23 protein-coding genes are annotated in these 25,015 nt (G+C 43.0%); 8 read left to right on the plus strand and 15 right to left on the minus strand.

Going from position 1 to position 25,015, the window contains the following annotated elements; translation table 11 throughout:
• From COT43_04595 to ftsE, 11 genes are all read right to left on the minus strand, one after another.
• Complete coding sequence (locus COT43_04595) at positions 1-480, minus strand: pantetheine-phosphate adenylyltransferase (GenBank protein ID PIS29145.1); 480 nt, start codon at positions 478-480, stop codon at positions 1-3.
• Entirely contained in the window at positions 481-1,005 is a 525-nt protein-coding gene (gene rsmD, locus COT43_04600) for a 16S rRNA (guanine(966)-N(2))-methyltransferase RsmD (protein ID PIS29146.1), read from the minus strand. It lies immediately after the preceding gene.
• Entirely contained in the window at positions 1,002-2,123 is a 1,122-nt protein-coding gene (locus COT43_04605; protein ID PIS29147.1) for a hypothetical protein, read from the minus strand. The genes rsmD and COT43_04605 overlap by 4 nt, the downstream gene beginning before the upstream one ends.
• Complete coding sequence (locus COT43_04610; protein ID PIS29148.1) at positions 2,120-3,073, minus strand: hypothetical protein; 954 nt, start codon at positions 3,071-3,073, stop codon at positions 2,120-2,122. The genes COT43_04605 and COT43_04610 overlap by 4 nt, the downstream gene beginning before the upstream one ends.
• A 28-nt stretch (positions 3,074-3,101) precedes the next feature.
• A complete protein-coding gene (locus COT43_04615) occupies positions 3,102-3,887 on the minus strand; it encodes a hypothetical protein (protein ID PIS29149.1) in 786 nt (261 codons plus the stop codon).
• Positions 3,880-4,329 (minus strand): hypothetical protein, encoded by a 450-nt coding sequence (locus COT43_04620; protein ID PIS29150.1) that lies wholly within the window; start codon positions 4,327-4,329, stop codon positions 3,880-3,882. The genes COT43_04615 and COT43_04620 overlap by 8 nt, the downstream gene beginning before the upstream one ends.
• Positions 4,330-4,383: 54 nt before the next feature.
• The gene (dnaJ, locus tag COT43_04625; GenBank protein ID PIS29151.1) at positions 4,384-5,511 is read right to left on the minus strand and encodes a molecular chaperone DnaJ; all 1,128 of its coding nucleotides are present in this window, start codon (positions 5,509-5,511) and stop codon (positions 4,384-4,386) included.
• A gap of 2 nt (positions 5,512-5,513) precedes the next feature.
• Complete coding sequence (grpE, locus tag COT43_04630; GenBank protein PIS29152.1) at positions 5,514-6,104, minus strand: nucleotide exchange factor GrpE; 591 nt, start codon at positions 6,102-6,104, stop codon at positions 5,514-5,516.
• The gene (gene hrcA / locus COT43_04635) at positions 6,091-7,137 is read right to left on the minus strand and encodes a heat-inducible transcription repressor HrcA (GenBank protein ID PIS29153.1); all 1,047 of its coding nucleotides are present in this window, start codon (positions 7,135-7,137) and stop codon (positions 6,091-6,093) included. Before hrcA ends, grpE begins: the two co-directional genes overlap by 14 nt.
• Positions 7,138-7,236: 99 nt before the next feature.
• Positions 7,237-8,103: a hypothetical protein gene (locus COT43_04640; protein PIS29154.1), complete on the minus strand. Its 867-nt coding sequence runs from the start codon at positions 8,101-8,103 to the stop codon at positions 7,237-7,239.
• Positions 8,100-8,759, minus strand: a complete 660-nt coding sequence (gene ftsE / locus COT43_04645; protein ID PIS29166.1) for a cell division ATP-binding protein FtsE — start codon at positions 8,757-8,759, stop codon at positions 8,100-8,102. The genes COT43_04640 and ftsE overlap by 4 nt, the downstream gene beginning before the upstream one ends.
• A 155-nt stretch (positions 8,760-8,914) precedes the next feature.
• On the opposite strand from ftsE, the gene COT43_04650 reads away from it, so the two are divergent.
• From COT43_04650 to COT43_04665, 4 genes are all read left to right on the plus strand, one after another.
• Positions 8,915-10,288 (plus strand): peptidase M64, encoded by a 1,374-nt coding sequence (locus COT43_04650; protein ID PIS29155.1) that lies wholly within the window; start codon positions 8,915-8,917, stop codon positions 10,286-10,288.
• Between the two features lie 102 nt (positions 10,289-10,390).
• On the plus strand, positions 10,391-11,236 hold the full coding sequence (locus COT43_04655; protein ID PIS29156.1) for a hypothetical protein: 846 nt from the start codon (positions 10,391-10,393) through the stop codon (positions 11,234-11,236).
• A 38-nt stretch (positions 11,237-11,274) separates the two neighbouring features.
• Positions 11,275-13,485, plus strand: a complete 2,211-nt coding sequence (locus COT43_04660) for a hypothetical protein (GenBank protein PIS29157.1) — start codon at positions 11,275-11,277, stop codon at positions 13,483-13,485.
• Positions 13,486-13,571: 86 nt separating this feature from the next.
• A complete protein-coding gene (locus COT43_04665; GenBank protein ID PIS29158.1) occupies positions 13,572-14,864 on the plus strand; it encodes a hypothetical protein in 1,293 nt (430 codons plus the stop codon).
• Between the two features lie 33 nt (positions 14,865-14,897).
• Here COT43_04665 and COT43_04670 read toward each other — a convergent pair whose 3' ends face one another.
• The 4 genes from COT43_04670 to COT43_04685 form a co-directional block, all read right to left on the minus strand.
• Complete coding sequence (locus COT43_04670; protein PIS29159.1) at positions 14,898-15,251, minus strand: quaternary ammonium compound-resistance protein SugE; 354 nt, start codon at positions 15,249-15,251, stop codon at positions 14,898-14,900.
• A gap of 211 nt (positions 15,252-15,462) precedes the next feature.
• Positions 15,463-17,028: a hypothetical protein gene (locus COT43_04675; protein PIS29160.1), complete on the minus strand. Its 1,566-nt coding sequence runs from the start codon at positions 17,026-17,028 to the stop codon at positions 15,463-15,465.
• A complete protein-coding gene (gene amrS, locus COT43_04680) occupies positions 16,979-17,986 on the minus strand; it encodes an AmmeMemoRadiSam system radical SAM enzyme (GenBank protein ID PIS29167.1) in 1,008 nt (335 codons plus the stop codon). Before amrS ends, COT43_04675 begins: the two co-directional genes overlap by 50 nt.
• 613 nt (positions 17,987-18,599) lie before the next feature.
• Positions 18,600-18,875, minus strand: coding sequence for a hypothetical protein (locus COT43_04685; protein ID PIS29161.1), 276 nt, complete (start codon positions 18,873-18,875; stop codon positions 18,600-18,602).
• A 65-nt stretch (positions 18,876-18,940) separates the two neighbouring features.
• Between COT43_04685 and COT43_04690 the strand changes: the two genes are divergently transcribed.
• From COT43_04690 to COT43_04705, 4 genes are all read left to right on the plus strand, one after another.
• Positions 18,941-19,615 carry a hypothetical protein gene (locus tag COT43_04690; protein PIS29162.1) on the plus strand — a complete coding sequence of 225 codons (675 nt, stop codon included), beginning with the start codon at positions 18,941-18,943 and terminating at the stop codon, positions 19,613-19,615.
• Between the two features lie 251 nt (positions 19,616-19,866).
• Complete coding sequence (locus tag COT43_04695) at positions 19,867-22,962, plus strand: restriction endonuclease subunit R (GenBank protein ID PIS29163.1); 3,096 nt, start codon at positions 19,867-19,869, stop codon at positions 22,960-22,962.
• 3 nt (positions 22,963-22,965) lie between these two features.
• Positions 22,966-24,621, plus strand: coding sequence for a transcriptional regulator (locus tag COT43_04700; GenBank protein PIS29164.1), 1,656 nt, complete (start codon positions 22,966-22,968; stop codon positions 24,619-24,621).
• A gap of 138 nt (positions 24,622-24,759) precedes the next feature.
• The coding region (locus COT43_04705; GenBank protein PIS29165.1) for a hypothetical protein at positions 24,760-25,015 on the plus strand (256 nt) is incomplete at its 3' end.

Genomic DNA, 25,015 nt, shown 5'->3' on the forward strand with positions numbered 1-25,015 from the left:
TTACTCTTTCAGTTTACTATACAATTCGTTTTTAACATACTCCGGAACAAACTGGCTGACATCGCCTCCGAATTTGGCAATTTCCCGCACCGTGCTGGAACTTAGATAAGTGTAATCGACGCGTGGCATCAAAAAAACCGTATCAATATCCTCATTTAACTGACGATTCGTCAACGCCATCTGGAATTCAAATTCGAAATCTGAAACAGCTCGGAGTCCACGAATAATTACCGAAGCGTGAACTTTACTGGCGTAATTTACCACTAACCCCGTAAAATGATCGATGCGAACGTTATCAAATTTCTCGGTCGTTTTTCGGATCATTTCGAGACGTTCCTCAACCGTGAAAACGGGCTTTTTATCGACATTCACGGCAATCGCAATGTAAACAAGATCAAAAATCGCCGATGCACGTTCTAAAATATCCAGATGACCATTGGTGATTGGATCAAATGTGCCCGGATAAATGGCTATTTTCATTTACACTCTCATAAAATTGAGACTGGTCTCGCCGATGATACGCCGCGAGGTCAGTTTAGATTGAATACTGGATGGAATGGCCAACTCTTTTTCCGCTTCTAAAACGACAGTTGTACCCTCGGGAAGTTGAAGAAACGAATCGAAGAGTTGTTCCAATTTTGGAAATCGGTAAGGCGGGTCTGCAAAGTAAATATCTGCGCCCTCCGAACTCTTTAAAAACCGGATAGCATCCATGTCTAAAATATCAATTTGTTCCAGAACGGAAAGTTCAGCCGCATTGGACTGGATAATTTCGATGGATTGTCTATTTATTTCGACGAAAGTACAATGAACTGCACCACGTGAGATCGCTTCAAACCCGAGGTTTCCGGTACCGGCAAAGAGATCTACAACGCGTTGTCCTTCGATATCTCCAAGAATGGAAAACATGGTTTCTTTCACCCTATCCTGAGTTGGACGAATTGTTCGATCTTTTCCGGTTTTCAGATGTCGGCTTTTAAAAAAACCAGCAATGATACGAATCATAACGCCCGCGGCGGGAATATCTGGACGTCAACGATCATATTCAAAGGATTGTTCTGCAATGAATCGGACGCTGATTGGTGAATAGAAATATCCTCTATCCCGCAATTAACATAAACCTTTTGCAACTCATCAAAAAATGTTGCGATTGTAGCGTATGTTCCGCCGCCATTAATTTGCGCCATCCGAACATCCGGCGAAGGGGCGCTAAATATTTTCAAAGGTGACAGTGAAATCATTGACCTCTTCCCAGCGACGAAAATAACTTGAGATGTTTTTATATCATCAATAAAACGATAACACTTCCCACTCCTCGCTGTATCTTCCTGAAATTTAACAATCGCCGTCAGTCGCACGGGATGCGTCCCTACTGACAGATCCGGTTCAATACGGAAAACTTCAGTTGAGACAAATTGTGAAGTTCCTTCAAGAGCGCTCTTTAAAACGTCGCACTCCTGCTGAGTCCGAATATTCATGATAAAAGTGACTGAATTATCCTTTGTATACAAATATTGAAGGATGGAATTTTGCGGTAAATTTTCCAGAACTCTCCGAGTAAAATCGAGCCGGTTTTTACCTGCGATGATCATTTTTATATATTCCGGTGCGATTTCATCTTTATCAGATGGTTGTGTAAATGGAAGAACCGTCAGGATTGATTCGGCGACATTTTGAGTTTTATCCGCAAGTTCGGTTTTTTTCGCGCGACTAAACTTCTCTATAAAAAATGACGCAATTCTCGAAAAATCTACTTGTTTGTAAAATCCACTCCGATAGCCCCAAAATCCGGCGCCGATGATTCCAATCAAAATAAGATAACCCAAATACCGAAAAACCACCCGTCTGACACGGTGAGTTTTAACGGAGACAATTTCCGACTTCTTTTTCGGCGGAACCGACGTGTGTTTCGGAACAAATTCTCCCTTTTCGGCTTGCTCGATCAAATCGAGGTTCTTTTCGGCTTTCGCAAAAACATCTTCGCCGGTATTTACTGACGGTTGGATTTCGGTGGCTGAAACAACTGGTTTCTCCTGCGTCGGGGATTTTTCAACATCCGGCATTTGCAGAAATATTTCGCTATTCTGATAACCGGGACTTGTGGCAAGATTTAGCCGAATCATGGATTCCTCCCGGACATGCGACGCTGAATAAGTCCCATTACATCGGAGAATTGACACATGGCTCCGACGCCGTCGCCGTCGTTTTTATATTGCTCGATCGGCTTTAGATTTTTGAACGGATCGACTATCGATAGATTGGCAACCTCGTAGGTTTCGAGCATATTGAAAAAGTCCGACTCAACATCGTTGGAGTAAAAATATAACTGGTCCAGCGAACTTAATGATTCGATAGCGAACGATCTCAGCGAACTTAATTCGGAAATGATAGAATCAAGGTGAACGTCAGATTTAGCGGAACTTAGCAATGTATATTCCGATTCACCGGTAAATTGGAAATCCGCGTAATTTTGGAACTCACCAGAATCGACGATCAATAAACTGTGACGGTTTTCATCTACCAACCAAACGGCCCATTTATCTTTAGCCTTTGGCTGAACGATTTGCTCGATCGCGTTTGCGGCACTGAAAATATTGATATCCAACAAGTCGATATTGAACCCTGCGGGCTGAGCGGCGCTGAACAGGATTTTTCCCACTTCCTTGAAGTATGAAATCGTCAGATACCGTTTGAGGTTTTGTTCGGCTGTCGAGAGGGGATAATGCTGGGTAAATTTCTTGTCGGTGATATTTCCGAGACGTGTGCGCGAAGCCCAATCCAGAGCATTTTCTACATCCGTGTCGTTCATGTCGGGATCTAGATCATTTATAGAAATATTGAAAAAAGCTGAAGGAATTGAAATAGAAAGATGCCTTTCCGGAACAGGCAAGTCAGCCCGAATCTGCGAGAGAACAGATTCGATTGACTGTACGGCATTCGGATTATCTACCAGTCTTTCATTAAATGGAACCGATAATGGCCTTTTCCCGATAACTTCTACAGAAAAAGCGTTCTCCTGTTTGATCAATTGACCAAAACGTACGAACTGTTCAGAGAAACTAGCACAAAGCATTAATTCTTCTTTCTAGAAGAAAAGATCGTTAGTCTTTCCAGCTTTTTTCATCGTTTTCTATATAGCCCGCTGACGTGTCTTTGAAAGCAAAGAACAAATATCGTTTTTCCTTAAATTCTCCCTTCAAAGGATCCTGAATCCTGACTTTACTGGTATCGCTTGAAATCTGATATAGTTCCTTAATTAACGGACTGTACGCAAAAGTTGTATCTAAGTAAAACGGACGATAATAGCGATTGATTTGGACTCGCGTGCTATTTTCAGAGCCTAAAGCCTTCCGAAAACTCGAATCAGATTTCCGCAATTCACGGTATCTGTCGGCAAGGACATAAACCGTATCATTGGTCAACATCTCTTCGTTCCATTTAAGAACTTGATAGGTCGTATCATAAATCGTATCTTTTTTAAAGTAGCCAAATGAAAAAGTCGTATCGAAAGTCAGGTAGAAATTCTTCGGAACAGTCAATGCGAATCTACCTTCCGGCAATTTGACAACCTGTTCTCCGAAGAAATTACTATCGGCGCGCGTACTGTCGCGAACCGCCGTTAACACCTTCATCGCCAACAACGGATCATTTTGATAGAATCCCGTCATCTGTTTATAAAATTTTTCGACTTCATTCAAAATGACCATGCGCTTTCTGGATATAGCGCGAACGGCGTCTTCATCTTTCCAAATAGAGTTTGGAATATAGATGACAAGAACGACACAAAAAGCAAAAATAACGGCGATGATATTTAGAATCTTTACAAGAGTTGGCTTGTACTCCGGAACCTCCTCAACGGTTTTTCCGATTATTCTTACTTCACTCAATTGCAACCTCTCCTTTTATTCTATCCAAAGTTTTTTGACTGATACCTTTTACCTTTAACAAATCACCCATGGTACTGAATTTTCCGTTTCGACGACGATAATTAATGATGCTGTCGGCAATAACCGATCCGATTTTGGGAAGCGACATCAATTCTTCTTTCGATGCAGTGTTCACTTTGACGGGGCGATTAATTACTACCGCTTTTTTACTTGTTGATTTCTTGTGCGATTTTGACACTTCTTTCGAACCGCTTGCGGCATAAAGAGAATCGATATGTTCCGACATTTCCCGAAACTGACGCGTTTCACTTGTCTGACGCTTTATCATCGTTTCATCGGATTTCCCCGTTTTAACTTTGTAGAAGTGAATCACAGTACCTATGAGAAAAAACAAAACTAAAAACTGAATTACCAATCGCTCTTGGCGTGTCAAATTTAGCATTTTTATCTTAAAATGAAAAAACTATAAATAAAAATTTTCCTCATCAATCACGTATCAATATCGAATCTTACTATACCGAGACTCTTTATGGATTTTTTTCATCTCAAACCGACCAATTTCCCTGTACATTTCTTTCTCTTTTTCCGTCAAATTATCAGGTACCCGTATCTGAATGCGCACGATCTGATCGCCTCGTCCCGAGTGATTGAGATGCGGAATTCCTTTATGTTTCAATCTGAGCAATTTTCCCGGTTGTGTTCCCGATGGAATCATCAGATTAACGCGACCGCTCAACGTTGGTACTTCGATTTCTGCCCCCAAAACGGCTTCAGATGGGAGAATCCAGAGATCAATCAGCACATCGTCTTCATTTCGGATAAAAAACTCATGCGGTTTTTCTTCAAATATAACGATTAGGTCACCGTTAACACCTTTTCGATAGCCGGCGTTTCCTCCACCATGAATCGTTTTATAATTTCCGGTGCTGACGCCCGCCGGAATCTCAATTGAAATTTCCTTAGTCTCCTTAATTCTTCCCTCGCCGCCACAGACTGGACATCGATGCTCAATGATAGTTCCTTCGCCTCGGCAGTTGGAACATGGCCGGACGTTTACCATTTGTCCAAAGATCGATCGGGAAATTTCACGAATTTCACCGGTTCCTTTACAAACCGGACAGGTCTGTCGCGAGGTGCCTGGTTTTGCGCCGGTTCCGCCACACTGCTCGCAGATTTCTAATCGTTTGATTTTAATCTTTTTGTTGACACCCGTGTTGATCTCTTCCAATGTCAGCGGAATTTTAATTTTCAGATCGCTTCCGGATTGAGAAGACGAGCGTCGGCTGTGACGATCTCCACCACCGAAAAAATCGTCAAATCCGCCGAAGCCACCGAAACCTTCCATAAAAGTTCTTAGCGCATCGGAAAGATCAAAACCATACGCACCGCCAAATCCACTGCCTTTCAAACCATCTTCACCATACTGATCATACATTTTCCGTTTTTCAGGATCAGTCAAGACCGAATAGGCTTCAGCCGCAACTTTGAATTTTTCTTCTGCTTCCTTGTTTCCAGGGTTCTTGTCCGGATGATATTTCATCGCGATTTGCCGATACGCCTTTTTGATTTCATCCGGCGTCGCACTGCGGTTCACTCCCAGAATTTCGTAATAGTCTCGCGCCATATCTACTTACTCACCACAACCTTGGCGTATCGCAACACGCGTTGTTTAAAATTGTATCCTTTCTCAAATTCTTCGATCACCATATCCGGTTTAGCATCCTTTTCCTCGCGCGCCATCACAGCATGATGAATATCCGGATTGAATGACTGGTTTAGCGAATCGATTGGCTGAACACCAAGATCGGAAAGAATTTTCTGAAATTTTTTATAGATCAGTTCAAGACCGTCTTGCATAGATTGAGTTGTCATATTTTCCGTTTCCGCCTTAGCCTTAATGGAACGTTCGAGATCATCCAGAACTGGAAGAATGTTTCGGAGAATATCTTCACCGGCATATTCGATAATCTGTCCAATTTCTTTTTCCTGGCGTTTCCGAAAATTATCAAATTCTGCGGCGAGTCTCAGATATTTGTCCTTCGATTCAGCCAACTCTTTTGCCCTATCTTCGAGATCACGGGAAAGCGTCTCGATTTGTTTGTTTAATTCCTCTATTTTTTGTTCCGCTTCTTTTAGCGCTTTCTTCCGATGTTTTTCTTTATCAATCGGTGTTACCTGTTCGGTCGATTGTTGCTCGTCCATTTTACCTCTTCTCATTCATTATTGTTGTCACCTGATCCGCCATGAATTCTACCAGCGGGATCGTCTGCAGATAATTCATCCGCTTGGGACCTAACAAGGCAACCAATCCTGTAGCGTCGCCAATGTAATAGTCCTTCGTGATCACCGAGAAATCAAATAGCGAATCGTTTTCATTCTCCGAACCGATGGAGATGCACATTCCTGTTTTCCCTTTTCGGTTCGCGGAAATGGAGGCAATTATCGTTCCATTTTCGATCTCGGACATAATTTGCCCAAGTTTTGCGACATCCGTGAAATCGGGTTTAGACATGAGATGAGGCGTACCGGACAATTTGGCAACATTCGGTTCGTTAAAGTTAAAAACTTTGGGTGCTTTATTGACAAGAACGCTAACGATCTTATCATCAGTCAAATCGAAAAACCTTTCCCCAATTGTGTCAATGATCTCGTGCAATGGAACACCGCACAATCGTTCGTTCAAGATTGATACGACAAGTGGAAGACGATGCGGTTTGATTTCCGTGGCTATATCCAAAACGATTGTGTGGATTAGACCGGAGCGGATTTGAATTACGACGAGAATCCTATCGCTGGAAATAGAAACCAGATCGATTTTCTCGAATATCCCCTGTGTGATTTTCGGAGCGACTACTACCGCAAGTTCCTGAGTTAGTTCGCTGAGCAGATGCGAAGTTTTTTCCATGATAAACAACATGTCCGATGAAGCTTCTGCCAGTTCCGTTTCGATGACTCGTCGCGCGGTTTCGTGTACCAGCGAGAAGTGAACAATCGAATTGACGTATTGGCGATATCCGTTATCTGTCGGAATTCTACCTGCGGAAAAGTGTGGCTGGATGAGAAATCCTTTTTCCTCCAAATCCGCCATAACATTTCGGATGGTTGCCGAGCTGATGTCTGAAATATATTTGTCCTGAACCTGCTTTGAACTGACCGGCAAAGCCGTTTGTACAAAATCCGTCACAACTGCTTTTAACACAGCCTTTTCGCGTTCGTTATGAATATCCACCGTCCTGTAATGTTTTCTCATGTCAGCCGAATTTAATTTTTAGCGCCTGTTAATCCAAGATAAATGACGCGCAACTTTTACCCCGCTCCACTCCAATATTTTGTCCAACCTTGAATGAATTTATTTTAGGAATTTGCGGATAGCGCGCGTGCTTCCAATCAATCCCAAAGCACCACCAAAGAGGATGATTCCTGCGTAGAAACGATAACTGACGATCGCGCGGTAAGAAATGATTGTTTGAAGATAATTGTTTAAAAAATAAAAAACGAGTGCGATGAAAATCGAAGCAACCATGGCACCAATAAATCCTTGTAAAGTTCCTTCAATCAAAAACGGCGCACGGATAAAATTATTTGTCGCACCAACCAATTTCATTGTAGAAATTACATCGCGTCTTGCTACGATCGTCATCTTAATCGAGTTGGAAATAAGAAGAATAGAAATCAATGTTAAAAACGCGAAAACCGTGAAAACCGTCGTCAGCGTATATCGCTGGTACTTCTCGAGAAGAATGAGAAAATTTTTCCTGTATTTGGCTTCATCAACCAATGAAATGCCCGAAACGATTCCGGATATTTCTTCCATTCTGGCCAAATTTCGAAATTCCGGCTTTAGTCGAATCGTAAACGACGGCGGTAAGGGATTGTAATCCAGAATATCAAAAATGTCTTCACCGAACTCCTGCTTGAACCGTTCGGCGGCACTGTCCGGCGAGATATAAGTGATGCTTTGAATCTGATTCATCTCGGCAAGCATCTGTCCGAACGCATCGATTTCTGTCGGAGTGGCAGACGAATGAAGAAAAATATCGACGTCAAACTGTGCGCGGACATGATCGACTAAGAAAAGCGTGTCCCTTGCGGCAACATATCCAAATCCCAGCAAAATGATGGAAAGCGTGATAATGACGATCGAGAACACACTACTATAATTTGAGCGCGCAAGCCCCCGAAATCCTTCTTTGATTAAGAACCAGAGAACCGTCATGTGATTTTCGTTACCTCTCCTTCTTCCATTTGAAATAGTCTGGCGTTGGGGATTCTCGGGATCAGTGCGTAATTATGCGTCGCAACGATGATGGCGGTTCCCCGTTGATTGATTTTATTGAGAAGGTTGATGAGTTCGAGACTCACGCGCGGATCCAGATTTCCCGTCGGTTCGTCAGCAAGAAGTACGACCGGATCTTTGATAATTGCGCGGGCAATGGCAACGCGTTGTTGCTCGCCACCAGACAATTCCGACGGATAAAAATGAACGCGATGTCCCAATCCAACCTGATTCAGTACTTCGTAAACACGATTTTTAATCTCGCGGGTTTTATAATAGGAAACATGGAGGCTTAGGGCAACATTTTCGTAAACATCCCGATCGTGAAGCAGATTAAAATCCTGAAAAATCATCCCAACTCTGCGGCGAAGAAACGGAATTTCGTGACTACGAATCGTCGAACTGTCAAAATTGCGAATGGAAACCTTCCCTTTTTCTGGGAATAAGTCCATATAGATCAGACGGAGAATAGTTGATTTCCCCGCGCCCGAAGGACCCGTCAGGAAAACGAACTCGCCGCTGTTGATCGTGAAGTTGACATTTTTGATGCCGGCTTTTTTCCCAAATGTGCAATCAACGTTGATAAAAGAAATCATAGTTTCGATATAAAATTGATGGAATTTAATCACCGGTCTTCAATTAATCAACGCCTTCGACTCAAAAAAACGGATTTATTCCTCACTCGATCGGAAACGGCTATTGAATTCTTGAACAATAATGAATAATTTGGATAGTTGAATATGGAGAATACATGAAAAAAATTATCGCGTGTTTATTATCGCTTCTTTTAAACAGTCATCTTCTCGCTTCAACAGATTCTATCCGATTCGAAGATTATTTCACAGACGAAACGATGCGAGTCGATTTTTACCAAACAGGCACCAAGAATCAAACGACCATCAGCCTTGATGAAATCATTTTGGAACCCGGTTGGGCGGGAAGCTTGACAAATTTATTAGACACGATGAATTTCGGCGAGCATCGCGTTGTAATCCAAGATGCGCAAACCGGTCGTCAAATCTATTCAAGAGGCTTCAGCAGTATCTACAATGAATGGCAAACAACCGATGAAGCCGCAGAAGGAATTTTCCGGACATTTCACGCCTCCGTCAGGTTTCCTCTTCCGAAAAAACCGGTCGTTTTGACTCTTAGTTCCATGAATCGAAAGAACGAATATATCGAAGAATTCAAACACACCATCGATCCTGAAACTGCACGGATCAGACGTTTTGTGCCGATAAAAAAATTCCAAGCCAAGTCATACCAAAAATCCGGAAATCCCCACCAAAAAGTTGATCTCCTGATTTTATCGGAAGGATACACAAAAAAAGAAATGCGCGAGTTCCGCCGAGATGTTGACCACTACATGAAAGACCTCTTCTCCTTCAAGCCATTTTCAGAGATGAAAGACCGGTTTAATGTGTGGTACATTGAGGCTTCTTCCGAACAGTCCGGCATTGATAATCCCGCTTTGAATTTCTATGTAAATACCCAATTCGGTTTAAGTTACAGCACGTTAAATCTGGATCGCTATGTCTTTCCGACCGAAAATAAAATCATTCGCAATGTTGCCGCTCACGCACCATACGATTTTATCTGCATCCTTTTCAATTCACCCAAATATGGAGGCGGCGCTATTTTCAATCAATTTTCCGTTAGCTTCTCACGCATCGATCCAACTGGAGATGCTTGGTTGCCGGATTATGTCTTCGTTCATGAGTTCGGACATCTATTCGGCGGTCTGGGTGACGAATATTATTCCTCTGCTGTCGCCTACAACGATTTTTATCCACCTGACGTGGAACCATGGGAACCGAATTTAACTGCGCTACTGAATCCAGAAAATTTGAAATGGCTAAACTTAGTTGAACCCGGTACGCCGCTACCGACACCGTGGGATAAAGCGGATTTCGATCAACTACCCAGAAATTCCAAAGATCAGTCCCAGTTTCTGCGAAATCAAAAACATTGGGGAAAAGTCGGATGTTTCGAAGGCGCCGGGTATTCATCGACTGGACTCTATCGACCGGCTCTTGACTGCATCATGTTTTCAAGGAATACTGACGGTTTTTGTCCTGTTTGTCAGAGCTCAATTTCGAAAATGATTCGGTTTTATAGCGAATAAACTCGATTTTAAACCAACTTTTAGCATTATGATAGAAATTTTTCTTGAATTTTATTTGGAGTTTCAATAGATTAAAAACGTATTTAGGGAGAGGACCTTCGATTGATTTCAACCACAAAACAGTTCTTCCTTCTAATCTTAATCGGTGCATCCGCCACATTTTTAGCCGCCAGTTTCCCCAAAACCGTTCCCAAAAACCAAACCAGTGAATCCAGTCCGATATTGATCGGAACTCTGAAAATTCCAGCTGTCTTCGTCAAAGGAGGCAATTTTGAGATGGGTGATCAGTTCGACACCGGCGATGATGACGAAAAGCCTGTTCATTCAGTCACTTTAAACGATTTTTATTTGAGCGCTACCGAGGTGACGGTCGCTCAGTTCAAGAAGTTTTGCATCGCCACCCATCGAAAGATGCCTGAACAGGAATCCACCAGCGCTGACGATCATCCGATCGTTTTTATCACATGGTACGAAGCGAAAGATTTTTGTGAATGGGTTGGCGGAAATTTACCTACTGAAGCGCAATGGGAATATGCCGCTCGCTCTGGTGGATTATCGACTCAATATCCGACAGGTAACGAAATGGATCGCTCGACAGCCAATATCTTCGGAAAAGGGAAAAAGGATAAATGGGAAAAAACTTCTCCGGTTGGAAATTTTCCGCCAAACTATCTCGGCATCTACGACATGGCGGGAAACGCTTACGAATGGTGCAACGATAATTACAAAAGCGATTACTATGCGTCTTCCAATTCCTTCGAACCACAAGGACCCGCTACAAGCATGTTCAAAACTTTACGTGGCGGCTCATGGTATCACAATAAAGAAGAAATGCGTTGTTCCGACCGATTTCGGTTTATGCCTGTCGCCCGCATTGGTTTCGTCGGATTTCGTATCGCGTGGAAACCTGAAAAAGCCGAAGCCTTAAAGATCCAAATGGAACAATAGGATACTGAATTTCTTTTTTTCACAGTTTTCAACGGTTTATGTCTTTCAATCTCAATAAAAAACCTTTGTTGCTCGCCGCAAGTATCGGATTTGTTGCGATGGTTGGTCAATTGTCATTCACGCGTCTGACCGCGCAAACTTTCTCGGGAAACGAGTTGACGTTCGGACTGGCGCTGGGACACTGGATACTATGGACAGGTATCGGAGCCGGCATCGGTTCGCTTCTTGTAAAAAAAACCCAGTCGCCGGGCGTCGTTCGGTTATTGATAATGCTTTTCGGATTTTCTCTGCTGGTATTTTTTTACGTCCAAACTTTCTTGCGTACGATAACCGGTGTATCAATTGCCACTTTGATCGGAATCGATCGAATTTTATTATGGACAGAGTTCATCTATTTTTCCCCCTGTGTGATTAATGGTCTTTTCTTTCCGTTCTTAGTAAGCTGGTTAGAAAAAGAAAATTTAGACTTGCCTCTGAATCGTATTTATACCGCCGAAGTTCTTGGCTCAGCCTTAGGGAGTATGTTTTTTGCCGGGTTTTTGCTTATAGGTCTGAATTCTTTCCAAATTCTTCACTTTTCCATTCTGGCGCTGTTCATTCTTGTCAATATCGTTCTTATTAAAAAATTTCGACCACGACTGATTTTCTTCGTCTTCTTCATCATGCCGGTTATTCTTTCCCTTATATTTGGTTTTAATCGAATTCTTGAGATAAAATGGCGGCCATTTGATTTTCAATCATTTCAGGAATCGCCGTTTCTATCGCTTACCGTCATTGAATATGATAAAAACCTGACCGTTTACGGCGACAGCGAACCACTCTGGACATTTGGAATCACAGAAAAAGCCGAAGAACTTGTCCATTTTGCCCTGATCAGTCATCCAAAGCCGAAATCAGTTTTGTTGGTCGGAATCTGTCCTGCCAATCTGGCAAAAGAAATTTTTCGCCATCCGACCGTTGACTCACTGACAAGCGTTCAACCAGACAAGATTCTTGATCGTGTCATTCGGAAATCCGCAAACGACCAATCAAATTCTCCGAAATTCCGAACTGTTTTGGCTGACCCGCTCGTCTATCTTAGAAAATGTTCGGAAAAATTCGATGTCATCATTCTGAATGCGCCGCCGCCGATTAATGTGCAATGGAACCGTCTTTATACGACAGATTTCTTTGCCAAAGTACATCAGCGATTAAATCCCGGCGGCATTTTATCTGTACAACTGCCCGGAAGCGAAACCTTTTTGTCCGATGATCACGTCCGATTTATGAAGATTATCGAAAATTCACTGCAGACAGTTTTTCCGTTCACCGAGTGGATTCCGGGAGAAACAATTCACCTGCTGGCGTCAAACCAGCTGATTTCAACCGATTTTTCCGTATTTTCTGAACAAATCCGTCTTAGACACCTGAAAACGTTATACTTTCAGGACTATTTTCTCGCCGATCGCCTCGCGTATGGACGGATCAAATTCCTTCAAAATAGAATCCAAACTTGCGATGAAACGGCAATCAACTGCATCAACGCACCAATCGGTTTTTACTACAACACGATTCTTTGGGATCAACAGACGGGCGGCTGGCTGAAACCGGTTTTCCAGACGCTTAAGCGAATACCGAATCGATTGATTTTTCCCGGATGGTTTCTTTTATCCGCCTTACCCTTTTTATTTTTGTTTCATAAAAAAGACCATGCTCCGATCAGCAGGCTGACCATGTTTGCGCTGGGTTTTATCGGAATGAGCCTTGAGTCGGTTCTGATTATTGTCTATCAAAGCCGCGTTGGCGCGATTTATCTCGGCATCGTTTTTCTGACACTTTCCTATATGACCGGATCGGGTTTTGGTTCGATCTGGATTTCGCCCCGGTTTTCACAAAAACCACATCTTATTAGCATCTCGATTTTTTGTGTGACCGTTTTAGTGGCCGGTTCGTTTCTGTTAACGATCTTCACTTCGGCTCCAACGACGGCCGGATTGGGGATTTACCTAATTTTGATCTTGATAGGAATTTGTATCGGAACGCTGTTTCCACAACTAACAATGCTGAGCCAACGATCAAATGACCGAATTCTCGCATCTGCTTCTGGAACAATGTACGCATGGGATATGTTCGGTGCCGCGTTGGGCGCTTATTTAACCGCAGGAATTTTCATACCTGTTTGGGGAATCGAATCGACCCTTACATTAATTTTTTTATCAAGCGTAACGGTTTTATTGGGAAATTGCATCAAGAATAATCGCTATGAATAATTTCAAACACTCAAGATCAACGACAAATTCTTTGTTATTCATAAAAGATTTTTTAGGGTATAAATGTATTTCTTAAGTGAGTGATTATGCATATTTATTCGTTCGACATTTACAGCTATATTTTTTTTGCAACGACGATTATCGCAGTAATTGTTGGCTTTGCACTCTGGCCACGCCGTGAAATAAAAGGCGCACTTTGGTTATTCTTCCTCGAAGTCGCCGCCGCTCAATGGGCATTTAGTCTCGCTATTGAGACTGCGGCCGCCACCGAATCTTTAAAATACTTTTGGAGTGCTGTCGCTTACTTTGGAACCACATCCGTTCCCGTGTTCTTTTTTCTTTTCGGATTTGAGTATCATCATAGTAAGAACTCGATCTCTAGGAAAGCGCTCTATTTCTTCGCAGTTATTTACATTGTCATAATGGTCATGACGTTTACTAATCATCTCCACCATTTACTATGGCCTAGCATTACTATCAATTCTGAAACAAATCTTGCAGTTTACAGTCACGGCTTGTTCTGGTGGCTATTATACGCATACGAATACATACTTATCTTTGGCGGATTTTATTTTCTCATCAATGCGGCTTTCCGATATGGCGCTTTTTACACGCTCCAGAACCTTGCTCTTATCGTAGGCGCCATTCTACCCATAACCGGGAATCTGATCTATGTTTTTGGGAAAAATCCGATTTCTGGGATAGATTGGACGCCCGTTGGGTTCGCTTTGTCAGGAGTCCTCCTTGCGTGGGGCATTCTAAATCTGAAATTTTTTAAACTTGCCCCAATTGCTAGAACCGTTATCGTGGAAAACATGGTTGACGGCGTCATTGTATTGGATTCAAAAAACCAAATCGTTGATACAAATCCTGCGTGTTCGATCATCTTGCAACGCGATATCAAACAGATAATTGGCTCAGATATTTACCAATTATTCCCTTTAACATTCGATTTGGATCAATTTTTACAATCTATAGATTATTTGCAAAAAGAAATCGACCTAAGCAATATAAAACCGGTACATAACTATGAATTACGACTTTCTATCATTCACGACCGGTTTAATCGAATGATTGGAAAAATTCTGGTTCTCCGCGACATAACCGAACAGAAAAAGATTGAAGCGGAACGGGAGAAACTCATCACTGAACTTCAGAATGCAACGAATAAAGCCAAAACGTTAAGCGGTCTCTTGCCGATCTGCGCCAGCTGCAAAAAAATCCGTGACGATGAAGGTTACTGGCACAACGTCGAAGAATACATCCAAACTCATTCCGAAGCTGATTTTACTCACGGAATCTGTCCGGAGTGTATGCAAAAATATTACCCGGATATCGCCGCAAAGGTTAAATCTCGCCAAGATAAAAAAACCGGTTAGCACCTTATTACTTAAAATACAGGTTATGTCTCTTTAAAAATGGTTGGCTAACTTCAGTCCGACAATTCCGGAAAGTATAACAACGATGCAGACGATTCGAAAAAGAGTGGCCGGTTCGTGAAATAACAGAATTCCAAGCATCGCCGTTCCAACGACACCGATTCCCGTCCAAACTGCATACGCCGTCCCGATCGGAATAATCCTGATTGCCATCGATAATAGACCAAAAATTATAAACATCGCAGTTATTGTATAGATTGAAGGTATCAGTCTCGAAAAACCTTCCGTATATTTCATTCCGACTGCCCATACCACCTCAAAAAGTCCGGCAATAATCAGAATTATCCAAGATGCATTTGAACACAGTTTAACCGATAGATTCAGCATTTCTTTCTCTTTCTAGCCACAAAGTCACAAGGGCACAATGACCGTCGCAAATTCTTTGCGACCTTCCTCATTACTTTATCCCAAACTTATCCGCCAAGGCGGACAGGCTCGCTAATTTACTCACAATTTTATCATCCTATTCAACAATACATTCAATCCGCCAAAGGAGAACAAGTCCAATCGACCCCGCAGTCTTTTCCTGCTTTCTAATTTATTTCTCATTGACCGTTTCCCGATTAAAAACCTGCGCTGAAAATATCTGAATTTCGGCGCTTTTATCTTTCCATGCATCACGAGGAAGTCCTGCTTTCAGACAAGTTTGTCCCAGAAACGTCTCTCTATCCCAGCCGTAATCAGTAGCAACCTGCGGAAGGAGTAGCCCCTGATAATAACCGCGACGAATGATGATGCCATGTTTCCCGACTTCGATCACATTCGGATTTGTGATTACTTCTGGAACAGTAAGAACGGAAACTTCGACGGTGATATCTTTCAGTTCGCGTTCTGAAACAGGCTGAAATCGCGGGTCTTCCAGCGCCGCCGATTTAGCGACTTTCATTACCGTTTCATAAAGCGGATAAATCGGTAAAATATATCCGATACATCCGCGCAATTCGTGATTCTTTTCGAGCGTCACGAACGCGCCGCGATTTTCTTTCATTTTCGGTGGAATTTCTTTGAGATTTGGCATCGATTGGCTGGTTACAACCGCTTTGACCGTCGCTTCGGCGAGATCCAATAGCCAAACTTGTTCGTCATGCTTCAGTTCGCCTTTATTCAAGATTGATGAATCAATTCTCACTTCCTCTTTTACCTTCTCATTTCGATACATCACCGCGGCACAATATCCGACGACTTGTGATTTACTCCCGCCGGGAACGTCGCCGCTATTTGCGTATTTCAGAATTTTTACGCGATTGGCTCCCACTTTTTGAGCGGCAATCATAATGGCTACGACCGCCGCGCCGCCGCAAGCTTCATAATCACGCTCGTACAATCCAGTATAAAGCGCTTTTGGATTCATCCGTTCGATCTGCGTCATAAATTTCTGATCGATCGCCTTGCACTGGTTGTACGGATGATAATGCGAAAGATCGGTGGATGCGATGAGAAGAACATTTTCCTTCGAGGCGATCTCGCCCAATTTTTGACCCAGCGATTCGATCACTTGATAATCCATCGTTCCAATGACAATCGGAATAATAGGCACATTTCCGAAAATGGTTTGCAGAAACGGCAACTGAATTTCCAGCGCATGTTCGCCGCGCTCCAGCATTTTCGCAACATGACCGACCGATGAGAATTTTACTAACCCGTTTTTCGTCTCGCAAAGCGCCGCCAACTTTTTATCAACAGGCATCTTGCCAAGCGGTGTAACATAAGAATCGCCGGGATAAATTGCGGCATACTGAAAATATTCGATATGCGACGGAGAGACAACAATAACCGCGTCGTATTTCTGATCTTTGACCTCGTTGTAGGCATAAGCCGCGACCTGCCCGCTGTAAAATATTCCGGCATGCGGAGCAATCAGCGCGATGGGCTTGACACTTAGAATCTTCTTCCCTGTCTGGCTAAAAAACCGCTGAAGCGTGGCGGATAATTCACCGAGATTGTCGGGGTAAAACGATCCTGCCGCCGCCGGTTGCCTGTCCTGCGCTCCTGCGGCACGAAACATCAGGCAGACGAAAAGCAACAGAAACGAAAAAGTAAATAGGTGATTCATATTACCTCCAGATTCCGGGAATTTTTGCTTGACAAACGCTGCACTTTCCATCGACAATTTTATTAGAGATGACAGAAAAACCAGCGCGTTCGATTAAGAGACTTCCGCAGTAAGGACAGTACGTATTCTCCTTCTTATTTGGGGGAACATTCCCGATGTAAACGTACTGAATTCCCGCTTCCCGCGCAATTTCGTAAGCCGTTTCCAGCGTCCGCGTCGGCGTTGGTGGAAGATTATTCATCTGATAATGCGGATAAAAGCGCGTAAAATGAACCGGCGTGTCGGTTCCAAGATTATTCACGACCCAGCGACTTAACTCGCGCAAAGAATTGCGATCATCATTCTGCGTTGGAATGACCAAATTGACGATTTCCAACCAAACGCCCTGTTCTTTAATCCGAACCATCGTATCAAGGACAGGCTTCATCGACCCTGAGACAACTTCTGAATAGAATTTTTCCGAAAACGCCTTAAAATCGACCTTATATGCGGAAAGAACTTTGCATAAATCCAGCAGAGGCTGTTTTTGGATAAATCCATTGGAAATCATCACGCTGTGAACGCCGCGTTGTTTGGCAAGCGCCGCCGTGTCAAGAATATATTCAATAAAAATCGTCGGCTCGTTATAGGTAAAGGCTATCGTCGGCGACTGTTGGGATTTCGTCAAACTGACTAAGGCTTCTGGGGACAAATATTCGAATGGGATATCTTCCGGCTTAACCTGTGCAATATTCCAATTCTGGCAGAATTTGCATTGAACATTACATCCGGCAGTGGCAACCGAAACCGCCGTCGTTCCCGGCAAAAAGTGGAATAGCGGTTTTTTCTCGATCGGATCGAGGTTAATTGTACATAACCTTCCGTAAACTAATGTGTGATAGACGCCATCCCGGTTTTCGCGCACCCTGCAATAACCGCGTTGTCCCGGCGAAACGATGCAACTCTTCGGGCAAAGCTGACACTGAATGTTCTTCCCATCCAACTTTTTATAATAGCGAGCCTCACGAATGTACGGCTGTTCCGATTTCCCGGCAAAGGCATCACAAACAAATGTCGGCGCTATGACCACTCCGGCTAAACCTGTTGCCATTTTCAGGCAAAAGTCACGGCGAGACTGATCGACGCCATCAGCCAATGAGTCGCTCGTTTTGATAAATTTTCGTTTTTTCATCGCTACACTTACCACCAGAAATTAATTGGTATTGAAATCGAATTCAAGAGCAAATATATTGTTTTTTCCATATATTCGCTTACTCACTGACAGATAAGGAAGTTAGCAGTAAAAATTTTCTTGGTTCTTTCCACATTCCGTTTACATTTGTCCCATAATGAGTTTTTATGCAATGTATTGTTCCGCGCTGATGATTTAGTCATTGCGCAATTTGAGAAGCCTGATGAAGAACCAAAGTCTATCGTCCCGCTCCGCAAAGTCTTTCTGAAATATCCGTTTCAGGTTTAGTCCTGAACCTGCCTAACGACAAATCAGGTGGAATCAAGAAGATTTCATGAATACGAATTGCACCGATAACAAAAAAAGGAAATGGAATGGACAATCCCACAGGAATCCTGTTTTTTCCTATGTTTCGTTCCATCTTTCCCGTCACTCCCCGGAAAGCGCCGAACTATCTAAAATCGAGAACAACCTCATTGCGGATGAGAATGGTTCCATTCCTGATTAGAATAACGCCTTTCCGGATGTGAACGACTTCATTCCGAAGCAGAATAACTCCTTTCCTGATGAGAACAACCCATTTCCGGAAAGGAATAACTCCATTCCTGATGAGAACAATTCCACTTCTTGCGGGAATGATCTCATTATTGGAAAGAATGACCGCATCACGGAAACGAATGGCGTTCTGCAGAACTTTTACCATGAAATCCCGCTCGAATCTGACCATCGAATTCCAGATACTGGAAAGATAGAAAACAGAAAAAGAACAAGAAAAAACAGAAGGAGGCCGAAATGGCAATGTCACAAAGTAACGTAATTCAGGATGCGGGGGTCGCGCTGGCCGCCGCGAAGAATCATGCAACGGAACTTGCAGAGGTCGGTATCACCACCGAAGATGTTGGGCGCGTCGAAACGCTCATTACAACCCTGACGGAGAAGGATTTCCAGCATAAGGAGAGCATAAGCCACGTCAGGCGGCTGACCGACGAACAGAACCTGCTGATTGGAAGAGGCCAGTTCATCATCGGGAAAATTCAATCCGCCGCAAAGGTGCAATTTTTCCGCAACAAGAACGTCCTGATCGAATTCCACATCGGAAAAGAAAAAGACAAAACCGTCGCCGAGGTCCTGAACGAATTGGGGTACATGAAGGGACTGATGGTAACCTATGCGTCTCAACTGACGGCACGCGGCATCAAAGAGGTTGATTTGACGGAACTCAATGCCTGCCACACGGAACTTCAGGAGAAAGACCGCGAACAGGAAAACGCCAAACGCCTGCAAGTCCAGATTGGCGCAGAACGGAACGCGGCTCTCGCCGAATTGAAAGACGCGGTGGCGCTGATTCGTCAGTCCGCCAAGACTTGTTTCCGCGGAAATAAGACGATCCTCAACGAATTCAAGTCAATTCTCAAGGCGCGGAAACCGAAAACTCCGGACACGCCCGTACCGCCCGAAAACGCCTGATGCGCGTTTGACAAGGAAACCGAATCACAAGTCGTCCAAAAGCCTTCCGAAGGAAAACCTTCGGAAGGCCGGATTCCTATTTGAAAAGATAACGTGGGCGGTATGTTTTTTTCTCTTTCGTTTTCTTCCTACAGCCCGCGACTGTTTAAACTGTGAAAATCTGCTTGTTTCATGTTGGAAAATAAGTTACAACCTTTCTCTTGACATGAAAGATATTCCTTTGTAAAATGACAATGAAGGCATTTTTTACAATGAATACTGAAAATCCAATATTAAACAGTCCTTATAATGAACCCCTTCTGCATTACGCAACCGATACCGACGGCGCGCTGAACTATAGCGACATCCGTCCGGGAAGACGAATCTTCACACCTGATATTCAGGTCATTCCGACCAAACAGGGTCCTCAATCGGAAATCTTTGAGGTCAACGACACGCCAGGACAATACGGGAGTCACCTCATCAATCTCTGCCGGAGAGAAGTAGGGATCTGGAGAAATCAAAACTATCCCAACACAACCAGGGTCACCAAAGAACTTCTGATCTTTTGGTTTGAAAATCCAGATAGACACGCAGTTAAAAAACTATTCTTTGCTCAACGGGAAGCTATCGAAACAGCCGTCTGGTTAAATGAAGTCGCGGACAAATCAAACGCCGGGCAAAACATCCTGAATGTAATTCAGGAAGGACAGCGAAAAGAAATTGATGATCTTTCAAGTCAACTTCCCAGAATTGCTTTTAAAATGGCGACGGGAACCGGGAAAACGGTCGTTATTGCCTGCTTCATTCTCTATCACTATTTCAACAGACAGGAATATCGCAACGACACACGCTTTGCCGATTACTTCTTAGTACTTACGCCCGGAGTGACCATCAAAGACCGTCTGGGTGTTTTGTTCGTTGATACCAACCATAAAAATCCGAACGAAATTGAAGATTACTATCACATTCGAGGATTAACGCCAAAACATCTCGAAACTCGACTTGAAAACCTCAACGCACGATTGATTGTTACAAATTATCATACTTTTGAACCAAAAACACTACAAGGTAACAAGCGTGGTGTCTATGATGGAAAAGTTGATTTGAACGGAAATAAGATTGATTCCGGGAATTCAGAGGATTTTTCAATTGTCGTTAAAAGAACTTTGGGAAAATTCAAATCCGGAACCCGTTTGCTCATTATCAACGACGAAGCACATCACTGCTATTTGCCAAAGTCAAAGGGAAAGACCTCTGACAACGAAGAATCCGATGAAAACGCCCGCGCCGCCGTCTGGTTTACCGGTATCAAAGAAATTTCACGGCGATTCAAAGTCCAGCAAGTGTATGATCTTTCTGCGACTCCATACTACCTTAAAGGTTCCGGCTATCAGGCGTATGATTTATTCCCGTGGACGGTTATCGATTTTGGATTGATAGAGGCTATCGAATCCGGGCTTGTTAAGATTCCATTTATCCCGGAAAGCGATAATACTCAAGAATTGAAAATGCCAGTTCTTCGTAACTTGTATGAACATATAAAAAATGATTTACCTCAAAAGGGACAAAAGCGAAGGAAATCAGAAGCAAAAGAAGAAGGTTCTAACGTAAAGGAACTTCCACCAAAATTACCCAGACTGCTTAAAATTGCTTTAGATCAATTCTATGAACACTATGAAGATTATGATAAAGGGTGCCGCGAACAACAGGAAGAAGCCAAAAACCTGTTGACGTCACCCCCCGTTTTTATTATTGTTTGCAATAATACGTCCGTTTCAAAAGAAGTTTATAAATATATCGCTGGTTATGAATTCGAAGATCCCAACGGAGCGGTTCGGACTGTTCCCGGTATCAAGGAAATGTTCTCCAATTATGACATCTCAACTGGCAGACCATTAAAACGTCCACCAACACTGTTAATCGATAGTGATGCTCTCGAAAACAACAACCAGATCAATGATGATTTTAAAAAAATTTTCGCATCGGAAATCGGAGAATTCAAACGCGATTATGTCAGGATACACGGACAGGGCAGCACTGAAAAAATCACCGAAACCGAAATCCTGCGCGAGGTCGTTAACACGGTTGGAAAGCCGGGGAAATTAGGCTCCCATATTCGGTGTGTAGTATCTGTCTCGATGCTGACAGAAGGCTGGGACGCCAACACCGTAACCCATATCATGGGCATTCGCGCTTTTGGCTCTCAATTGCTATGCGAACAGGTCGCCGGTCGCGCTTTGCGCCGGGTGAACTATACTCTGAAAGGATATGACAAAGAAGGCAACCCAACGGAAGATAAACGTAAAATCACGGCCTACAAATTTCCCCCGGAATATGCCCACATTATCGGAGTTCCTTTTAAAATGTTCAAAGGTGGAAAAACTCCACCACCACCGCCACCGCAAAAAACAACAAAAATATTTGCGATGGAAGCAAGGCAATCTTTATATGAGATTACTTTTCCGAATGTTGTCGGCTATCGTATAGATAATACCGATGGTAAAATAACACATGATTTTTCAGGTATCGAGAATTTCCAGATTCAGGGAAATATGACGCCGATCCGTACCAAATTAGCCAACGCATTTTCCCCGCAGGAAATCGAATTAAAAATCCAAAGTGTTCTGGAGAAAAGAGACGCCGAAATTATCTTCTGGCTTACCAAAGAACTCATCAATGTCCATTTCAGTGATGACGATGGTAATAAACAATTCCAAAAATTCGGGAAACTGAAAAAAATCGTCGAAGAATGGTATAAGACCAAAGTGGAACTTCTCAATATACGCGGTGATCAGTATAAACGACTGCTTTATTTCGAAAATCTTAAAACCGTTGTAGATCATATTGCACGTGGAATTAATACCGATAAAAACACCTCTGACTTTATCCGGCCGTTTTTTAACTACTACAACAAATTCAACAGCACTAAGTACGTTTTCGGCCAAACCACTAAAGAGGTTTATTGGACTACTAAAAGCCACGTGAATGCCGTTGTTATGGATAGCGGATGGGAAGGTATAGCCGCCAAGTCACTCGAGGAATTGGACGAAGTTGTTTCCTATGTGAAAAATCAGTTTCTCGGATTGGCAATTCCTTATGTTAAAGATGGCAAGGATCATTCGTACTTCCCTGATTTTGTCGCTCGGGTCATTGGAAAAGACAGTAAATCGAAAAACCTGCTGATTGAAATCTCCGGCATGAGTCAGGACAAAGCCGAAAAGAAATGGTTCGTCGAAAATCGCTGGCTTCCGGCTGTCAACGCCGTCAAGGATAAATATCAATACCCCGAATGGCATTTCATCGAAATCGCCAACGATATTCGGAATATTAAAAACGAACTCATCGAGAAAATCAATTCGCTGTAAACGATGAACGAAGAACAACTCAGGGAAAAATTACAGAAACTTCGCTCGCTTCCGGGCGAAGCAGAGACTGTCGAGTTTAAAGAGGCAAAAAGCGGTTATGATTTTCATAAAATTGGCAAATATTTCTCTGCACTGAGCAATGAGGCGAATATTAAGGTTAAAAATGAATCCTGGCTGATCTTCGGGGTGAGGAACAAGGATAGGGAAATAGTCGGTTCCAATTATCGGGCTGGCAATCGGCCTTATTTAGATAGTTTAAAAAACGAGATTGGAGAAAAAACTACCGGTCGGATTACTTTTGTCGAAATATTTGAACTAACCATGCCGGAAGGCAGAGTGGTCATGTTCCATATTCCTCCCGCGCCACAAGGAATCCCGGTCGCCTGGGAAGGACATTATTATGGTAGAGACGGCGAATCGTTACGCCCGCTAAACATCGAAGAAATAGAACGTATCCGTAGGCAGGTCACTAATTACGACTGGAGTGGCGAAATCTGTTCGGGTGCAACCTTTAATGATCTTGATGCTGATGCCATTAGAATTGCACGGGAATCTTTTAAAAAGAAAAATCCGCGACTGGCAGATGAGACGAATTCATGGAACAACCTTACTTTTTTAAATAATGCCCGGATTACCATCGACTCTCAAATAACCCGTACCGCTGTTCTTTTACTTGGCAAACCCGAATCGGCGCATCATATCGCTCCGGCAATTGCCCAGATTACCTGGACTCTGAGGGATAAAGACGCTGTCGAAAAGGACTATGAACATTTCTATTGTCCCTTTGTAAAGGCCGTAGATCAGGTATTCGCTAAAATCCGCAATCTGAAATATCGCTATCTGAAACAGGGAACTCTATTTCCCGAAGAAATCGATCAGTACGAACCACTTAATATTAAAGAAGCCTTGAGTAATTGTATCGCTCATCAGGATTACACCTTAGACGGTAGAATTACCGTTACCGAAAGCGAAGATGGTTACCTGACTTTTGTCAATCCGGGTTCTTTCCTGCCCGGCTCTATTGAAAAAGTTTTGCATAGTCAGAATCCGCCTTCATACTATCGGAATCAATTTTTAACCCAGGCAATGCTGAAACTGAATATGATCGACACCGTTGGCGGTGGCATCAAACGAATGTTTCGTCTTCAGCGCGAGCGCTTCTTCCCGCTTCCGGAATATGATCTTTCCGATAACTTAGTTAGAGTGGTTTTAATCGGAAAAATGTTGAATCCGGAGTATGCCAGAGTGCTGGCTCTGAATCCCGATCTTAGCCTGGAGGAAATTATACTCCTGGACAAGGTGCAAAAGAAAAAAGAATTAACCAAAGACGAAGCTCATCATCTGAAGGAGAGAAGGCTAATCGAAGGACGAAAGCCAAATTACCATATATCGGCCTCGATTGCCAAGACTACCGGCCAGTCCACTGACTATATGAGGTTAAAAGGCGTCGATGATCAATTTATTCGTAAGATGATTATCGAACATCTCGATAAATTCGGGGAAACCAAAAAAATAGCATTTGAAAAAGTTATGTTAAGTAAGATATCTGATAATCTGACCGAACAGCAGAAAAAAAATAAGATTAGGAATATCCTGCAGGATCTGAAAAGAAAAGGCAAGATCATCAACAAGGGTAAAATCTGGACAATTAATCCGTGAAATGGTTAATAAGCATGAAATACTTAGACATTTTCCAGGATATCTTTAGACATTTTTTAGATATCCGTTAGAGAGAACCTGGATGAATTACTTAGATATCTTTAAACATTTTTTAGACATTTTATAGGCTGAAAAACTATGACAAACTCCATCGACTCCATCAAACACAATCAGGACAAACGCGCCCACATCCCCAGCCGCGAAGAAGCCGGATACGAAGACGCCAATCCTAAAGTCCAGCAAGGAAATAAAATTCTCGAACTTCCTAAAAATCCCATCGTCAACCGCGGGCAAGACCCCGAACTCTTCTGGCTCAGTAAATACGGCAACGATGACCGCGACGAATTACTCCAAACCGATATCCGCTCGCTCTACCGTCACGAACATATCGCGC

This window comes from Candidatus Marinimicrobia bacterium CG08_land_8_20_14_0_20_45_22 (genome assembly GCA_002774355.1).
Lineage (GTDB): Bacteria > Fidelibacterota > UBA2242 > UBA2242 > UBA2242 > 0-14-0-20-45-22.

What these genes read in the sequence shown, in the direction of transcription:
- COT43_04595 (PIS29145.1), bottom strand. Translation starts at nt 480, where the DNA reads ATGAAAATAGCCATTTATCCGGGCACATTTGATCCAATCACCAATGGT.
- rsmD (PIS29146.1), bottom strand. Translation starts at nt 1,005, where the DNA reads ATGATTCGTATCATTGCTGGTTTTTTTAAAAGCCGACATCTGAAAACC.
- COT43_04605 (PIS29147.1), bottom strand. Translation starts at nt 2,123, where the DNA reads ATGATTCGGCTAAATCTTGCCACAAGTCCCGGTTATCAGAATAGCGAA.
- COT43_04610 (PIS29148.1), bottom strand. Translation starts at nt 3,073, where the DNA reads ATGCTTTGTGCTAGTTTCTCTGAACAGTTCGTACGTTTTGGTCAATTG.
- COT43_04620 (PIS29150.1), bottom strand. Translation starts at nt 4,329, where the DNA reads ATGCTAAATTTGACACGCCAAGAGCGATTGGTAATTCAGTTTTTAGTT.
- dnaJ (PIS29151.1), bottom strand. Translation starts at nt 5,511, where the DNA reads ATGGCGCGAGACTATTACGAAATTCTGGGAGTGAACCGCAGTGCGACG.
- grpE (PIS29152.1), bottom strand. Translation starts at nt 6,104, where the DNA reads ATGAGAAGAGGTAAAATGGACGAGCAACAATCGACCGAACAGGTAACA.
- hrcA (PIS29153.1), bottom strand. Translation starts at nt 7,137, where the DNA reads ATGAGAAAACATTACAGGACGGTGGATATTCATAACGAACGCGAAAAG.
- COT43_04640 (PIS29154.1), bottom strand. Translation starts at nt 8,103, where the DNA reads ATGACGGTTCTCTGGTTCTTAATCAAAGAAGGATTTCGGGGGCTTGCG.
- ftsE (PIS29166.1), bottom strand. Translation starts at nt 8,759, where the DNA reads ATGATTTCTTTTATCAACGTTGATTGCACATTTGGGAAAAAAGCCGGC.
- COT43_04650 (PIS29155.1), top strand. Translation starts at nt 8,915, where the DNA reads ATGAAAAAAATTATCGCGTGTTTATTATCGCTTCTTTTAAACAGTCAT.
- COT43_04660 (PIS29157.1), top strand. Translation starts at nt 11,275, where the DNA reads ATGTCTTTCAATCTCAATAAAAAACCTTTGTTGCTCGCCGCAAGTATC.
- COT43_04665 (PIS29158.1), top strand. Translation starts at nt 13,572, where the DNA reads ATGCATATTTATTCGTTCGACATTTACAGCTATATTTTTTTTGCAACG.
- COT43_04670 (PIS29159.1), bottom strand. Translation starts at nt 15,251, where the DNA reads ATGCTGAATCTATCGGTTAAACTGTGTTCAAATGCATCTTGGATAATT.
- COT43_04675 (PIS29160.1), bottom strand. Translation starts at nt 17,028, where the DNA reads ATGGAAAGTGCAGCGTTTGTCAAGCAAAAATTCCCGGAATCTGGAGGT.
- COT43_04685 (PIS29161.1), bottom strand. Translation starts at nt 18,875, where the DNA reads ATGGTCAGATTCGAGCGGGATTTCATGGTAAAAGTTCTGCAGAACGCC.
- COT43_04690 (PIS29162.1), top strand. Translation starts at nt 18,941, where the DNA reads ATGGCAATGTCACAAAGTAACGTAATTCAGGATGCGGGGGTCGCGCTG.
- COT43_04695 (PIS29163.1), top strand. Translation starts at nt 19,867, where the DNA reads ATGAATACTGAAAATCCAATATTAAACAGTCCTTATAATGAACCCCTT.
- COT43_04700 (PIS29164.1), top strand. Translation starts at nt 22,966, where the DNA reads ATGAACGAAGAACAACTCAGGGAAAAATTACAGAAACTTCGCTCGCTT.